The 12,560-nt window shown below is 64.7% G+C and carries 12 protein-coding genes; 2 read left to right on the top strand and 10 right to left on the bottom strand.

Annotated features, from left to right (window positions below):
* Positions 1 to 108 precede the first annotated feature (108 nt).
* The 5 genes from CAG29_RS06235 to CAG29_RS06215 all read right to left on the bottom strand — a co-directional run bounded on the left by CAG29_RS06235 (position 109) and on the right by CAG29_RS06215 (position 3,877).
* Entirely contained in the window at positions 109 to 921 is an 813-nt protein-coding gene (locus CAG29_RS06235) for an OmpA family protein (RefSeq protein ID WP_085578083.1), read from the bottom strand.
* Positions 918 to 1,274 (bottom strand): DUF4398 domain-containing protein, encoded by a 357-nt coding sequence (locus CAG29_RS06230; protein ID WP_085578084.1) that lies wholly within the window; start codon positions 1,272 to 1,274, stop codon positions 918 to 920. The genes CAG29_RS06235 and CAG29_RS06230 overlap by 4 nt, the downstream gene beginning before the upstream one ends.
* Positions 1,275 to 1,283: 9 nt before the next feature.
* Positions 1,284 to 2,117: an ABC transporter substrate-binding protein gene (locus tag CAG29_RS06225; RefSeq protein WP_085629725.1), complete on the bottom strand. Its 834-nt coding sequence runs from the start codon at positions 2,115 to 2,117 to the stop codon at positions 1,284 to 1,286.
* An 80-nt stretch (positions 2,118 to 2,197) separates the two neighbouring features.
* Entirely contained in the window at positions 2,198 to 3,127 is a 930-nt protein-coding gene (locus CAG29_RS06220) for an electron transfer flavoprotein subunit alpha/FixB family protein (protein ID WP_085629723.1), read from the bottom strand.
* Positions 3,128 to 3,877: an electron transfer flavoprotein subunit beta/FixA family protein gene (locus CAG29_RS06215; RefSeq protein WP_085578087.1), complete on the bottom strand. Its 750-nt coding sequence runs from the start codon at positions 3,875 to 3,877 to the stop codon at positions 3,128 to 3,130.
* Between the two features lie 537 nt (positions 3,878 to 4,414).
* Here CAG29_RS06215 and CAG29_RS06210 point away from each other — a divergent pair.
* A complete protein-coding gene (locus CAG29_RS06210; protein WP_085578088.1) occupies positions 4,415 to 6,079 on the top strand; it encodes an electron transfer flavoprotein-ubiquinone oxidoreductase in 1,665 nt (554 codons plus the stop codon).
* A 232-nt stretch (positions 6,080 to 6,311) separates the two neighbouring features.
* Here the strand turns inward: CAG29_RS06210 and CAG29_RS06205 are convergent, their stop codons facing one another.
* Positions 6,312 to 7,202 carry an AraC family transcriptional regulator gene (locus CAG29_RS06205; protein WP_085578283.1) on the bottom strand — a complete coding sequence of 297 codons (891 nt, stop codon included), beginning with the start codon at positions 7,200 to 7,202 and terminating at the stop codon, positions 6,312 to 6,314.
* Between the two features lie 191 nt (positions 7,203 to 7,393).
* On the opposite strand from CAG29_RS06205, the gene CAG29_RS06200 reads away from it, so the two are divergent.
* On the top strand, positions 7,394 to 8,446 hold the full coding sequence (locus CAG29_RS06200) for an NAD(P)-dependent alcohol dehydrogenase (RefSeq protein WP_085578089.1): 1,053 nt from the start codon (positions 7,394 to 7,396) through the stop codon (positions 8,444 to 8,446).
* Positions 8,447 to 8,449: 3 nt separating this feature from the next.
* On the opposite strand, the gene CAG29_RS06195 is transcribed toward CAG29_RS06200, so the two are convergent.
* The 4 genes from CAG29_RS06195 to CAG29_RS06180 all read right to left on the bottom strand — a co-directional run bounded on the left by CAG29_RS06195 (position 8,450) and on the right by CAG29_RS06180 (position 12,552).
* A complete protein-coding gene (locus CAG29_RS06195) occupies positions 8,450 to 9,253 on the bottom strand; it encodes an IclR family transcriptional regulator (protein WP_085578090.1) in 804 nt (267 codons plus the stop codon).
* Positions 9,254 to 9,314: 61 nt separating this feature from the next.
* Positions 9,315 to 10,625 (bottom strand): MFS transporter, encoded by a 1,311-nt coding sequence (locus CAG29_RS06190; RefSeq protein ID WP_085578091.1) that lies wholly within the window; start codon positions 10,623 to 10,625, stop codon positions 9,315 to 9,317.
* A gap of 125 nt (positions 10,626 to 10,750) precedes the next feature.
* Positions 10,751 to 11,899 (bottom strand): galactonate dehydratase, encoded by a 1,149-nt coding sequence (gene dgoD, locus CAG29_RS06185; protein ID WP_085629721.1) that lies wholly within the window; start codon positions 11,897 to 11,899, stop codon positions 10,751 to 10,753.
* A gap of 32 nt (positions 11,900 to 11,931) precedes the next feature.
* Entirely contained in the window at positions 11,932 to 12,552 is a 621-nt protein-coding gene (locus CAG29_RS06180) for a 2-dehydro-3-deoxy-6-phosphogalactonate aldolase (RefSeq protein ID WP_085629719.1), read from the bottom strand.
* Between the last annotated feature and the right edge of the window lie 8 nt (positions 12,553 to 12,560).

Genomic DNA, 12,560 nt, shown 5'->3' with positions numbered 1-12,560 from the left:
ACCGCACAGTGCAGTGTCAGCCGTCGGCCTGAATATTTGAGCGCTATTCGACAGACGTAAAAAAGCCCGGCGCTGCCTGACAGCCCGGGCTTTCCAGTGACGCCGGCCTCAGCGGGCGGCGCCGAGCTGGCCTTTTTCGTCGGAGAACACGATTTCCACCCGACGGTTCTGCGCACGCCCGCGCTCGGAAGCGTTGGCGTCCACCGGGTACTCGTCACCGTAGCCTTCGACCTGAATGCGCTTGTCGTCGATGCCCAGATCCATCAGCACATCGGCCACCGACTGGGCGCGGTCGCGGGACAGCTTGAGGTTTTCCTGCTTGCCGCCGGTGCTGTCGGTGTAGCCCTCGATGCGCACCACCCGCTTCGGATTGAGCTGCAGGAACTGCACCAGCTTGAGCACCACGCGGTTCGCCGAGTTGTTGAGCTCCGCTTCGCCGGTGTCGAACAGCACGTCGCCGAGGGTCATCACCAGGCCGCGGTCTGTCTGGGTGGTGGCCAGGGCAACGATCTGCTCTTCCAGCCATTTGCCTTGCTGCTGCACGCTCGACAACTTGGATTCGCGCAGGGCCAGTTGCAGGCGCTGGCGCTCAAGCTCCAGTTTCGCGGCGTGCTCTTCGTTGAGCACCTGATTGGTGTGTTCGCGGGCGATCGCGCTGTAGCGCTGGCTCAGATAGGCGTAATGCTGCACGTCGCCGCCGCTGCCCCAGTACGTGGAGAGACGGTCGGCACGGGCCAGGGATTCGCCGGCGCGGATCACATCCTTCGGCGCGATGCGCAGCACGTTGGAGTCTTCCTTGACCTTCTGGAAGTCGGCACCCGCCTGCTGCAGCGCCGATTCGCTCTGCTGGCCGGCGCAGCCGTAGAGACCGACGCAGCCGGCCACGACCAGGCCGCCAAGGAGTCTGGACGTAAGGCTCATTGGGCATCCCCCAGTTGCTTGCGCAGACGGGCGATGCGGGTGTTGAGCGCATTCACCTGCTCTTCGCTCTTGTGGGTCAGCACCTTGGCCTCCGCCAGCCGCGCGTCCAGTTCGGCCTGCTCGGCCCGCATCCGCGCGTTCTTGTAGGACTCGCCGGCCATGCTGCCCTTGGCGCGGTTGTACTTGTCTTCGGCCAGTTTCATTTCCGGCACATCGTCGGCACTGGCGCCCACGGCCTTGGCCTGTTCCAAGGCCTGCCCGGTCAGGCGCATCTGCTCATTGGGCGCAGGATCGTTGGCGCAGCCGGCCAACGCCAGAACGGCCACCGCTGCGAAAAGAAGTCGATTGCTCACTAAGAATCCCTACTGTTTTGGGGCACTGACAGGTTGCTGCGGCTGTTGCTGCTGCGCCTTCCAGCGCTCGATGTTGCGCTGCAGCGCGGCTTCCGTCAGTCCGGACGCGGGCAATTCTGTCATCTTTTTGGCCAACTGTCCGCGCAACCACGGATCGTTGCAGGCCGAGTTGTGCGAAACCGCCAGGTACAGCCCCGGCCGGTCGACAGGCTGCTCGAAGGCCAGCAAGTCATCGGCCATCCCCAGCGCCTGCGCGGCCGCCATGCCCGAGTAGCGTCCGGCGAGTACATATTCCACTTCGCCCAGCAGCAATTTCTGCAAGGCCTGGGCGAGGTTTGCCGTACGGGTGAGGGTCAAATGCTGCTCGGCATAGAGGCTGAATGCCTGGGTCAAACGAGACTTTTCCGACAGAGCGCCCGAATGCCCGTTAAGGTCCTTCGCTTCGCCGTAGACCAACGCCGAGCCCTTCTTCGTCCATACCAGGTAATCGTTCTCCAGCAGCGGCGGGTGAATGTAGTCCAGATGCTCCAGCTCGTTGAAGGCCAGCGGCGCGTCGGCCAGCATGTCCATGCGCCCGCTGCGCACTTCGTCCAGCGCCTGGGAACGTTTGCCGGCGTACAGCAGCTCGACCTTGATGCCCAGCTCCTTGGCCGCCTGCTGAAGCAGGTCGGCACTGGCGCCGATCAGCTGCTTGGGGTTCTGCGGGTCCTGCCACAGGTACGGCGGCGCATCCGGACTGCCGGTGACCACCAGGCGCTCGCACTTGCCCGCGGCCATCGACAGGCCCGGCAACGACAAAAGACCCAGCAGCGACATAAGGCCCAACCGGCGACGCAGATCCATGGCGAAACGCTCCCACTCAAATCCGGAACAAAAAAAAGCCCGACCAACAGGCCGGGCTCTTTATAAGTGAAGCCGCCGGATTAGACCAGCTTCTCCAGCTCAGGCACCGCTTCGAACAGATCCGCCACCAGGCCGTAGTCGGCCACCTGGAAGATCGGCGCTTCTTCGTCCTTGTTGATCGCGACGATCACCTTGGAGTCTTTCATGCCGGCCAGGTGCTGGATCGCGCCGGAGATGCCGACGGCGATGTACAGCTGCGGCGCGACGATCTTGCCGGTCTGGCCGACCTGCATGTCGTTCGGCACGAAGCCTGCGTCGACGGCAGCGCGGGAAGCGCCGACGGCGGCGCCCAGCTTGTCGGCCAGGGCGTACAGGTGCTTGAAGTTGTCGCCGTTCTGCATGCCGCGGCCGCCGGAAACGACGATCTTGGCAGCGGTCAGTTCCGGACGGTCGGACTTGGCCAGCTCTTCGCTGACGAAGCTGGAGATCGCCGGGTTGTGGGCAGCGGCAACCGATTCAACGGCAGCCGAACCACCTTCGGCGGCAACCGGATCGAAACCGGTGGCGCGCACGGTGATCACCTTGATCGCGGCGGTCGACTGCACGGTGGCGATGGCGTTGCCGGCGTAGATCGGACGCTTGAAGGTGTCGGCGCTCTCAACCGAGATGATCTCGGAGATCTGGTCGACGTCCAGCTGGGCGGCGACGCGCGGCAGGATGTTCTTGCCGTTGGAGGTGGCGGCGGCCAGGATGTGGCTGTAGCCCTTGCCCAGTTCGGCCACCAGCGGCGCAACGTTTTCCGGCAGCTGGTGGGCGTAGGCGGCGTTGTCGGCGTTCAGGACCTTGCTCACGCCAGCGATCTTCGCGGCGGCCTCAGCCACGGCGCCAGCGCCCTGGCCTGCGACCAGGACGTGGATGTCGCCGCCGATCTTGGCAGCGGCAGCAACGGTGTTCAGCGTGGCCGGGGCCAGCACTTTGTTGTCGTGTTCAGCAATAACCAAGATAGTCATTTAGATTACCTTCGCTTCGTTTTTCAGTTTCTCGACCAGTTCAGCCACCGACTTGACCTTGATGCCCGCGCTGCGTGCAGCCGGCGCTTCGACCTTCAGGGTCTTGTTGGTGGAGGCGGTGGAAACGCCCAAGGCGTCCGGAGTCAGAGTCTCCAGAGGCTTCTTCTTGGCTTTCATGATGTTCGGCAGGGACGCGTAGCGCGGCTCGTTCAAACGCAGGTCGGTGGTGACGATGGCCGGCAGCTTCAGGGAAACGGTCTGCGCGCCGCCGTCGATTTCGCGGGTCACGGCAACGCTGTCGCCGGAGACTTCGACTTTCGAGGCGAACGTGCCCTGGCCGTAGCCGCTCAGCGCGGCGAGCATCTGGCCGGTCTGGTTGTTGTCGCTGTCGATGGCCTGTTTGCCCAGGATCACCAGCTGAGGCTGTTCCTTGTCGACCACCGCCTTGAGCAGCTTGGCCACGGCCAGGGAGGTCAGGTCTTCAGCGGATTCGACGAGGATGGCGCGGTCGGCACCCAGGGCCAGTGCGGTACGCAGTTGCTCCTGAGCGGTGGACGGGCCGATGGAGACGACGACGATTTCGCTCGCCACGCCCTTCTCTTTCAGGCGCACGGCTTCTTCCACTGCGATTTCGCAGAACGGGTTCATCGACATCTTGACGTTGGCGAGGTCTACGCCGGAATTGTCCGCCTTCACGCGAACCTTGACGTTGTAATCCACAACGCGTTTGACAGCTACAAGAACCTTCATGGATTCCTCGTTACTCTCCGGTGAAAAGGAAATCGCCTAGGCGAACCTGGCGGTTGGTGCTCATCGGGCACAAGGGCACCTCTAAAAACGCCGGCTTCAGTACGGCTGACTTCTCCAGCGAACGACTGACCGTTCGTCAGGAGCGACCCGCAGGTCATTCATCTTCCCGGTGTGCAGACTGCGCGCTGCGCCTCACCGCCGTACCGCCCACGCCCTGTCTTTAGAGGTGCTCTTGAAACCACCATTCAGCCTACGGCGAGCGCAAAACCGCCCGTATCTTGACCGGAACGCCTATTCCGGTCAATACGGCAAAATGGTCGTCCATAAGCCGCGCTTCTTTGATTTCTCTGGCCTGCGGCCGATTCAAACAAACGTTTGTATTGGACGCTGGGAGTGGTGTAGATATAATGCGCCCCCTAGAGAGACGGGTGGCTTATCCATTATTTCCTTTGACGTTAACGTAAAGGCAATAACGAATGCGACATCAAACCTCCAAATTAGAAAAAAAACTGTTGAGCCTTGAGTAGGAGATAGCCTGTGGAACGCGAATACATGGAATTCGACGTGGTCATCGTCGGTGCCGGCCCCGCTGGCCTTTCCGCCGCCTGCCGCCTGAAGCAGAAGGCCGCCGAAGCCGGTAAGGAAATCAGCGTCTGCGTGGTCGAAAAAGGCTCCGAGGTCGGCGCTCACATCCTGTCCGGCGCGGTATTCGAACCACGGGCCCTGAACGAGCTGTTCCCTGACTGGAAGGAACTCGGCGCTCCGCTGAACACCCCCGTCACCCGCGACGATATCTTCGTGCTGAAAAACGCCGAAAGCGCGCAGAAAATTCCTGACTTCTTTGTGCCCAAGACCATGCACAACGAAGGCAACTACATTATTTCCCTCGGCAACCTGTGCCGCTGGCTGGCCCAGCAGGCCGAGAACCTGGGCGTAGAGATCTACCCAGGCTTCGCCGCCCAGGAAGCGCTGTTCGACGAGAACGGCGTGGTGCGCGGGATCATCACCGGTGACCTGGGCGTCGACCGCGAAGGCCATCCGAAGGACGGCCTGTACACCCCCGGCATGGAACTGCGCGGCAAGTACACGCTGTTCGCCGAAGGCTGCCGCGGCCACATCGGCAAGCAGCTGATCAAGCGCTTCAACCTCGACAGCGACGCCGACGCCCAGCACTACGGCATCGGCCTGAAGGAAATCTGGGAAATCGACCCGGCCAAGCATCAGCCGGGCCTGGTGGTGCACACCGCCGGTTGGCCGATGGACATCATGGGCACCGAGAACACCGGCGGCTCCTTCCTCTATCACTTGGAGAACAACCAGGTGGTGGTCGGACTGATCGTCGACCTGTCCTACAGCAACACCTACCTGTCGCCTTTCGACGAGTTCCAGCGCCTCAAGCATCACCCGGTGCTCAAGCAGTACCTGGAAGGCGGCAAGCGCATCAGCTACGGCGCCCGCGCGATCTGCAAGGGCGGCCTGAACTCGCTGCCGAAGATGGTGTTCAAGGGAGGCGCGCTGATCGGCTGCGACCTCGGCACCCTGAACTTCGCCAAGATCAAGGGCAGCCACACCGCGATGAAGTCCGGCATGCTCGCGGCCGAGTCCGTGGCCGACGCGCTGTTCGCCGACAAGGACGGCACCGAAGAGCTGACCGCCTACGTCGACGCCTTCAAGAACAGCTGGCTGCACGAAGAGCTGTTCGCCAGCCGCAACTTCGGCCCGGCGATCCACAAGTTCGGCGCCATCGTCGGCGGCGGCTTCAACTGGCTCGACCAGAACATCTTCGGCGGCAAGCTGCCGTTCACCCTGCACGACACCAAGCCGGACTACGCCTGCCTCAAGCCAGCGGCCGAGTGCAAGAAGATCGACTACCCGAAACCCGACGGCAAGATCAGCTTCGACAAGCTCAGCTCGGTGTTCATCTCCGGCACCAACCATGAGGAAGAGCAGCCGTGCCACCTGCGGCTGACCGACCCGAGCATCCCGCTGACCAAGAACCTGCCGATCTACGACGAACCGGCCCAGCGCTACTGCCCGGCCGGCGTGTATGAAGTGATCACCAAGGAAGACGGCGAGAAGCGCTTCCAGATCAACGCCCAGAACTGCGTGCACTGCAAGACCTGCGACATCAAGGATCCTGCGCAGAACATCACCTGGGTGGCGCCGGAAGGCGCCGGCGGCCCGACTTACCCGAACATGTAAGCCACACCGCAGAACAACGAGGCTCCCGAATGGGGGCCTTTTTGTTGCCCGGCATCTACAGGGCAGCGGGAAAACGGCAAGGCCTTCATCGCCAGCAGGCTGGCTCCCACAGTGGGCCCGGGTGCCCACAGAATCGGCGATGACCGCAAACCTGTGGGAGCGGGCTTGCCCGCGAAAGCGCCCGTACTGGCAACATCAATGCAAGCTGCCCCACCCGCAAGGCAGCAACGGTTCAGGCCGCGCGCTCCTCGCCCGGGCTGCGTTCGAAGTAGCGCTTGTACTCGCGGCTGAACTGCGACGTGCTCTGGTAGCCCACCCGGTGCGCCGCCTGCGCCACGCCCAGCCCTTCGGCGATCAGCAGCGTCTGGGCCTTGAGCAGGCGCAGGCGCTTGAGGTACTGCACCGGCGACAGCAAGGTGCTGCGCTTGAAGTGCTCGTGGAAGGTCGACACGCTCATGTTGGCGCAACCGGCCAGGGTCTCGACGTTCAGCGGTTCGGTGTAGTGGGTGTGCAGATGGCTGATCGACGCGGCGATCCGGGCAAACTGCCCCTGCTGCTCCACCAGCGCCCGCAGCACATCGGCCTGGGGCCCGCGCAACGCAGTGAACAGCAGCTCGCGGATGCGCGCCGGGCCGAGTATCCGGCAGGCCAGCGGATCGTGCAGGCAGCCGAGCAAGCGTTCGACGCAGCCGCGCATGTCGTCGTCGAGCACCACCGAGGTCATCGACTCAGGCGTCTGCGCCGCAATGTGCCGCCCCGGCGCCAGCCCCATGGCCAGCACCAGCTCGCCGAGCAGCACCCGGTCGATCGACACCGACACCCCCAGCAGCGGCGCATCCGGCTCGGCATAGGTCTCGCACTCGAACGGCACCGGCAATGCCTGGATCAGGTAGTGCCCGGCGCCGTACTCCATTGTGCGCGGGCCCAGGTACGCCAGTTTGCTGCCCTGGGCGATGATCATCAGGCTCGGCTCATAGATGTGCGGGCCCCGGGCGACATCGCAACTGGCGCGCAGCACCTGCACGCCCGGCAACCCGGTCTGGCTGAAACCGTCGCGCCGGGCCAGCGGCTCGATCAGCGAAACCAGCGTGGCATTGGCATCGAGGTGGCGGGTCAACTGCATGGAAAACTCTTCACGGAAAAGTGACGGAAAAAGGCACGAAACCATCATCGCAGATCCTTTGGCCCATGCGGCGCGCCAGCCCCGCATGCCGGAGGAATAGGCATGATACCCGGAGGAATCGTCATGGCCGGACACCCGGCCTGCGCCCAGAATGCGCCGCCTCATTTGTCAGCGCTTTTGCGAGGTTCCCCATGTACACCGCCATCGGCTACGCCGCCCAGACGGCCACCACTCCCCTCGCCCCGATGACGTTCGAACGCCGCAGCCTGCGGGCCGACGACGTCGCCATCGAGATCCTGTTCTGTGGCGTCTGCCACTCCGACATCCATCAGGCCCGCAACGAATGGGGCATCGCGGTCTACCCGCTGATGCCGGGCCATGAGATCGTCGGAAAAGTCACCGCAACCGGTGCGAACGTCACCCAGCACAAGGTAGGCGACCTGGTCGGCGTCGGCTGCATGGTCGACTCCTGCCGCACCTGCGAAGCCTGCAAGGCCGACCTGGAGCAGTACTGCCTCGAAGGCCCGACCATGACCTACGCCACCCCGGACCGGGTCGACGGCAGCAACACCATGGGCGGCTACTCCGACAGCATCGTGGTCAGCGAGCATTTCGTGGTGCGCATCCCCGCGACGCTGGACCCGGCCAACGCCGCGCCGATCCTCTGCGCCGGCATCACCACCTACTCGCCGCTCAAGCACTACGGCGTGAAGGCCGGCGACAAGGTCGGGATCCTGGGCATGGGCGGCCTCGGCCACATGGGTATCAAGTTCGCCAAGGCCATGGGCGCCGAAGTGACGCTGTTCACCCGCTCCGCCAGCAAGGCCGAGGAAGGCCGCCGCCAGGGCGCCGACCATGTGATCGTGTCCACCGACGCCGAACAGATGGCCGCCGCGGCCGGCCGGTTCGACTTCCTGCTCGACACCATCCCGGTGCAGCACGACCTCAACCCCTACCTCGACACCCTGCGCTTCGACGGCGTGCACATCCTGGTGGGCCTGATCGAACCGATCGATCCGCCGGTGCACGCCGCCAAACTGGTGCTGGGCCGCCGGGTGCTGGCCGGTTCGCTGATCGGCGGCATCGCCGAAACCCAGGAAGTGCTGGATTTCTGCGCCGAGCACAACATCACCTGCGACATCGAAATGCTCGACATCCGCCAGATCAACGAAGCCTACGCGCGGATGATCGCCGGGGACGTGAAGTACCGTTTCGTGATCGACATGGCGACGCTCAAGCGCTGAGGTTCAGACCTTAAGGCCAAGCTCCGCCGACAGCCGGGCCGTGACCCCTTTGATCAGGGGAATCAGCTCGGCCATCTTCTCCAGCGGCATGTACGGCACGGTGCTGGCGATGCTGATGGCCGCGACGATGCGCTTGCTGGCATCGCGCACCGGCGCCGCCACGCAGCGGATCGACGGTTCGTTGTCTTCCAGGTCGAACGCGTAGCCGCCTGCCACATACTCGCTCATGCGCTGTTCGAGCTGTTCCCAGGACTGCTGCGGATGCTGCGGCCAGAACTGGCTTTTCCCACCCGCCGGCAGGCTGATGTCGTACAGCCGCTGCCACTCTTGCGGAGCGTCGTCGAGCATCAGCGCCTTGCCGATCCCGGTGCGCGCCAGCGGCATGCGGTGACCGACCCGCGAACGCATCTCCGGGCCGTTGCGCCCCGGATTCTTCAGCAGGTACAGCACTTCGTCGCCCTCGCGGATGCCCAGGTGGACGGTGTCGCCGGTCAGCGCCGACAACTCGTCCAGATAAGGCCCTGCCAACGTCACCAGCGGCAGGTCTTCGCGGGCCTGGAAGCCCAGCTCGATCAGCTTCGGCCCCAACAGATAGCCGACCTGCGGCACCACCCGCAGGTAGCGCTCGTCCACCAGGCAACTGGCCAGACGGTGGGTGGTGCTGCGCGTGGTGCCGATCAGGCGGGCGATCTCCTTGAGGTCGCGGGCGCCGCTGGCGACGGCCTGCACCACACCCAACCCGCGAAGCAGGGTCTGGGTGCCGGTGGGCGCGGCGTCCTTGGCGGGTTTCGGAGCGTCTTCCTGCATATCCAGCCTTTTACCGTTGAGCGAGGGAACGGGCGGCATTATGGTCGCCCGGCGCCGGCGACTACAACTCGATGCGCTCCACCTTGCCCACCAGCAGCACGTAGGACAGCGCACCGATCAGCGCCAGCAGCGCAATGTAGGTGATCGCCGGGGCGAACGAATCGCCGCTGGCCAGGAAACCGATGACGATCGGCGTGGCGATCGCCGACAGGTTGCCGATGAAGTTGAACACCCCGCCGGTCAGGCCCAGCAGCCGCGCCGGGGCCAGCGTCGAGACCAGCGACCAGGTGATCGAGGCCAGCCCGTTGCCGAAGAACGCCAGCGCCAGGAAGGCGATCACCAGCGGCGTCGACTCGACGAAGTTGGCGCCGATGATCGAGGTGGAGATCAGCAGTCCGCCGATGATCGGCAACTTACGCGCAAAGCCCACCGTGCAGCCGCGCCGGATCAGGAAGTCGGAAAAGAACCCGGAACACAGCACGCCGACGAACGCCGCCAGAAACGGCAGCGAGGCCAGCAGGCCGGACTTGATGAAATCCATGCCGCGGTATTTCACCAGGTAGGTCGGGAACCAGGTCAGAAAGAACCACAGCGTCGAGTTCAGGCAGAACTGGCCCAGGTAAATCCCCCACAGCTTGCGCTTGCTCAGGACGATGCCCAGATCGCGCCAGTTGAACGCCGCCTTCACCTTCGCCGCATCGGCCTGGATGTCCACCAGCCCGCCGCCCTCGCGGATCAGGTCGATTTCCGCGTCGTTGGCCCCCTTGAAATCCCGGGGCTCGCGATACACCGCGTACCAGATCGCGGCCCAGACGATGCCCACCGCGCCGGTGGCGACGAACACCATGTGCCAACCGAACGCATGCTGGAGCCAGGCCAGCACCGGCGTCAGGAACGCCAGCCCGACGAACTGCCCGGACGTGTAGAAGCCGATGGCCGTGGCCCGTTCGCGCTCGGGAAACCAGGTGGTGACCACCCGGCTGTTGATCGGGTAGGCCGGCGCCTCCAGCGCGCCGACCGCCATGCGCAGCACGAACAGCGCGATGAAGCTGGCGGCGAAACCGAGCATCACCGTGGCCAGCGACCACAGCAGCAACGCGGCGCTGTAGAGGATGCGCGGCGGCACCCGGTCCACCAGCCAGCCGCCGGGGATCTGCATGGCGGCGTAGGTCCAGCCGAACGCGGAGAAAATCAGCCCGACATGGATCGGGTCGATGCCCAGGTCGCTGGTCAGCGCCGGAGCGGCGATCGACAAGTTGCTGCGGTCCAGGTAGTTGATGACCACGGTGATGAACAACAGCACCATGATGAAAAACCGCTTGCGGCTGGGCGTGACCAAGGACGCCTGCCCGGTGAGGGTTTGCGGTTGCATGGGGAGCCTCTTTCTTGTGTTTATTGAGGTCTGGGATGAAGGCCGATCCCCTGTCCCTGGAGATCACGCTGCGGGAGCCGGCAGGGCTGGCTCCCGCAGGGGATTGGCGGCGGGTCAGGCAGGACTCACCACTCGGCGAAGCTGCCGTCGGCATGGCGCCACACCGGGTTGCGCCAGCGGTGGCCGACGGCGGCGCGCTCGGTCACGTATTCCTCGTTGATCTCGATCCCCAGCCCCGGCCCGTTCGGGATCTTGACGAAGCCCTGGTCGTAGTCGAACACCCGCGCATCCTTCACGTAGTCGAGCAGGTCGTTGCTCTCGTTGTAGTGGATGCCCAGGCTTTGCTCCTGGATGAACGCGTTGTAGCAGGCCGCGTCCAGCTGCAGGCACGCCGCCAGCGCAATCGGCCCCAGCGGGCAGTGCAGGGCCAGCGCCACGTCGTAGGCTTCGGCCATGTTGGCGATCTTGCGGGTTTCGGTGATGCCGCCGGCGTGGGACGCATCCGGCTGGATGATGTCGACGTAGCCTTCGCTCAGCACGCGCTTGAAGTCCCAGCGGGAAAACAGCCGCTCGCCGAGGGCGATCGGGGTGCTGGTCAGCGGCGCCAGTTCCTTCAAGGCTTCATAGTTCTCGCTGAGCACCGGCTCTTCGATGAACATCAGCTTGAACGGATCGAGCTCCTTCATCAGCACCTTGGCCATGGGCTTGTGCACCCGGCCATGGAAGTCCACGCCGATGCCGACGTTGGGCCCCACCGCATCGCGCACGGCCGCCACGTTGGCCAGGGCCTGGTCGACCTTGTCGAAAGTGTCGAGAAACTGCAGCTCTTCGGTGCCGTTCATCTTCACCGCCGTGAAGCCGCGGCCCACCGCCTCTTTCGCCGCCCGCGCGGTGTCCGCCGGACGGTCGCCGCCGATCCACGAGTACACGCGGATCTTGTCCCGCACCTGACCACCGAGCAGGTCGCTCACCGACACCCCGAGGGCCTTGCCCTTGATGTCCCACAGCGCCTGGTCGATGCCGGCCAGGGCGCTCATGTGCACGGCGCCGCCGCGGTAGAAGCCGCCGCGGTAGAGCACCGTCCAGATGTCCTCGATGTTGCGTGGGTCCTTGCCGATCAGGTAGTCGGACAATTCCTCAACGGCGGCGGCGACGGTGTGGGCGCGGCCTTCGACCACGGGCTCGCCCCAACCGGTGACGCCCTCGTCGGTCTCGACCTTGAGGAAGCACCAGCGCGGCGGGACGATGAAGGTGGTGAGTTTGGTGATTTTCATCTGTTTGTCTCTCTTGTAGATGAGCCGAATGCTTAGCGCAGGGCGTTCCAGGCAGCGACGTAGGCCTTGGCGCTGGCCGCCACCTGCTCCGGGGTCATGCCGGGCTTGAACAGGCCGGAACCGAGGCCGAAGCCTTTGGCGCCGGCCTCGAAGAACGCTTGCATGTTGTCCGGGGTGACGCCGCCGACCGGCGCCAGCACCGTCCCGACGGGCAGCACCGCCAGCCAGGCTTTCACCACCGCAGGCCCCATCTGTTCGGCCGGGAACAGCTTGAGAATGTCCGCGCCCTCCTCCAGCGCCGCGAAGGCTTCGGTCGGCGTGGCCACGCCCGGCGACAGGTACAGCCCTGCCGCCTTCGCCGCCCGCAGGACTTTGGCGTCGCTGTGGGGCATGACGATCACCTGGCCGCCGGCCTCCTTGACCTGCTCCACCTGCTCCGGGGTCAGCACCGTGCCGGCGCCGATCAGGCAGTCGGCGGGCAACGCCTGACGCAAGATGCGGATGCTTTCGTACGGCGCAGGGGAATTGAGCGGCACTTCGATGACGCGAAATCCGGCCGCATACAGGACGTGTCCGATCGCGGCCGCTTCCTGCGGATGCAGGCCGCGCAGGATCGCGATCAGACCGTTTTGCGCCAATGCTTGCTTGAGCATGTCTGGCC

Origin of the sequence: Pseudomonas sp. B7(2017), assembly GCF_002112745.1 — a bacterium.
GTDB lineage: Bacteria > Pseudomonadota > Gammaproteobacteria > Pseudomonadales > Pseudomonadaceae > Aquipseudomonas > Aquipseudomonas ekonensis.
This window is presented reverse-complemented; position numbering and strand designations above follow the sequence as displayed.

Coding starts and splice junctions, on each gene's coding strand:
- CAG29_RS06190 (WP_085578091.1), bottom strand. CDS start 10,625: ATGCAACCGCAAACCCTCACCGGGCAGGCGTCCTTGGTCACGCCCAGC.
- CAG29_RS06200 (WP_085578089.1), top strand. CDS start 7,394: ATGTACACCGCCATCGGCTACGCCGCCCAGACGGCCACCACTCCCCTC.
- CAG29_RS06180 (WP_085629719.1), bottom strand. CDS start 12,552: ATGCTCAAGCAAGCATTGGCGCAAAACGGTCTGATCGCGATCCTGCGC.
- dgoD (WP_085629721.1), bottom strand. CDS start 11,899: ATGAAAATCACCAAACTCACCACCTTCATCGTCCCGCCGCGCTGGTGC.
- CAG29_RS06225 (WP_085629725.1), bottom strand. CDS start 2,117: ATGGATCTGCGTCGCCGGTTGGGCCTTATGTCGCTGCTGGGTCTTTTG.
- CAG29_RS06235 (WP_085578083.1), bottom strand. CDS start 921: ATGAGCCTTACGTCCAGACTCCTTGGCGGCCTGGTCGTGGCCGGCTGC.
- CAG29_RS06195 (WP_085578090.1), bottom strand. CDS start 9,253: ATGCAGGAAGACGCTCCGAAACCCGCCAAGGACGCCGCGCCCACCGGC.
- CAG29_RS06215 (WP_085578087.1), bottom strand. CDS start 3,877: ATGAAGGTTCTTGTAGCTGTCAAACGCGTTGTGGATTACAACGTCAAG.
- CAG29_RS06220 (WP_085629723.1), bottom strand. CDS start 3,127: ATGACTATCTTGGTTATTGCTGAACACGACAACAAAGTGCTGGCCCCG.
- CAG29_RS06205 (WP_085578283.1), bottom strand. CDS start 7,202: ATGCAGTTGACCCGCCACCTCGATGCCAATGCCACGCTGGTTTCGCTG.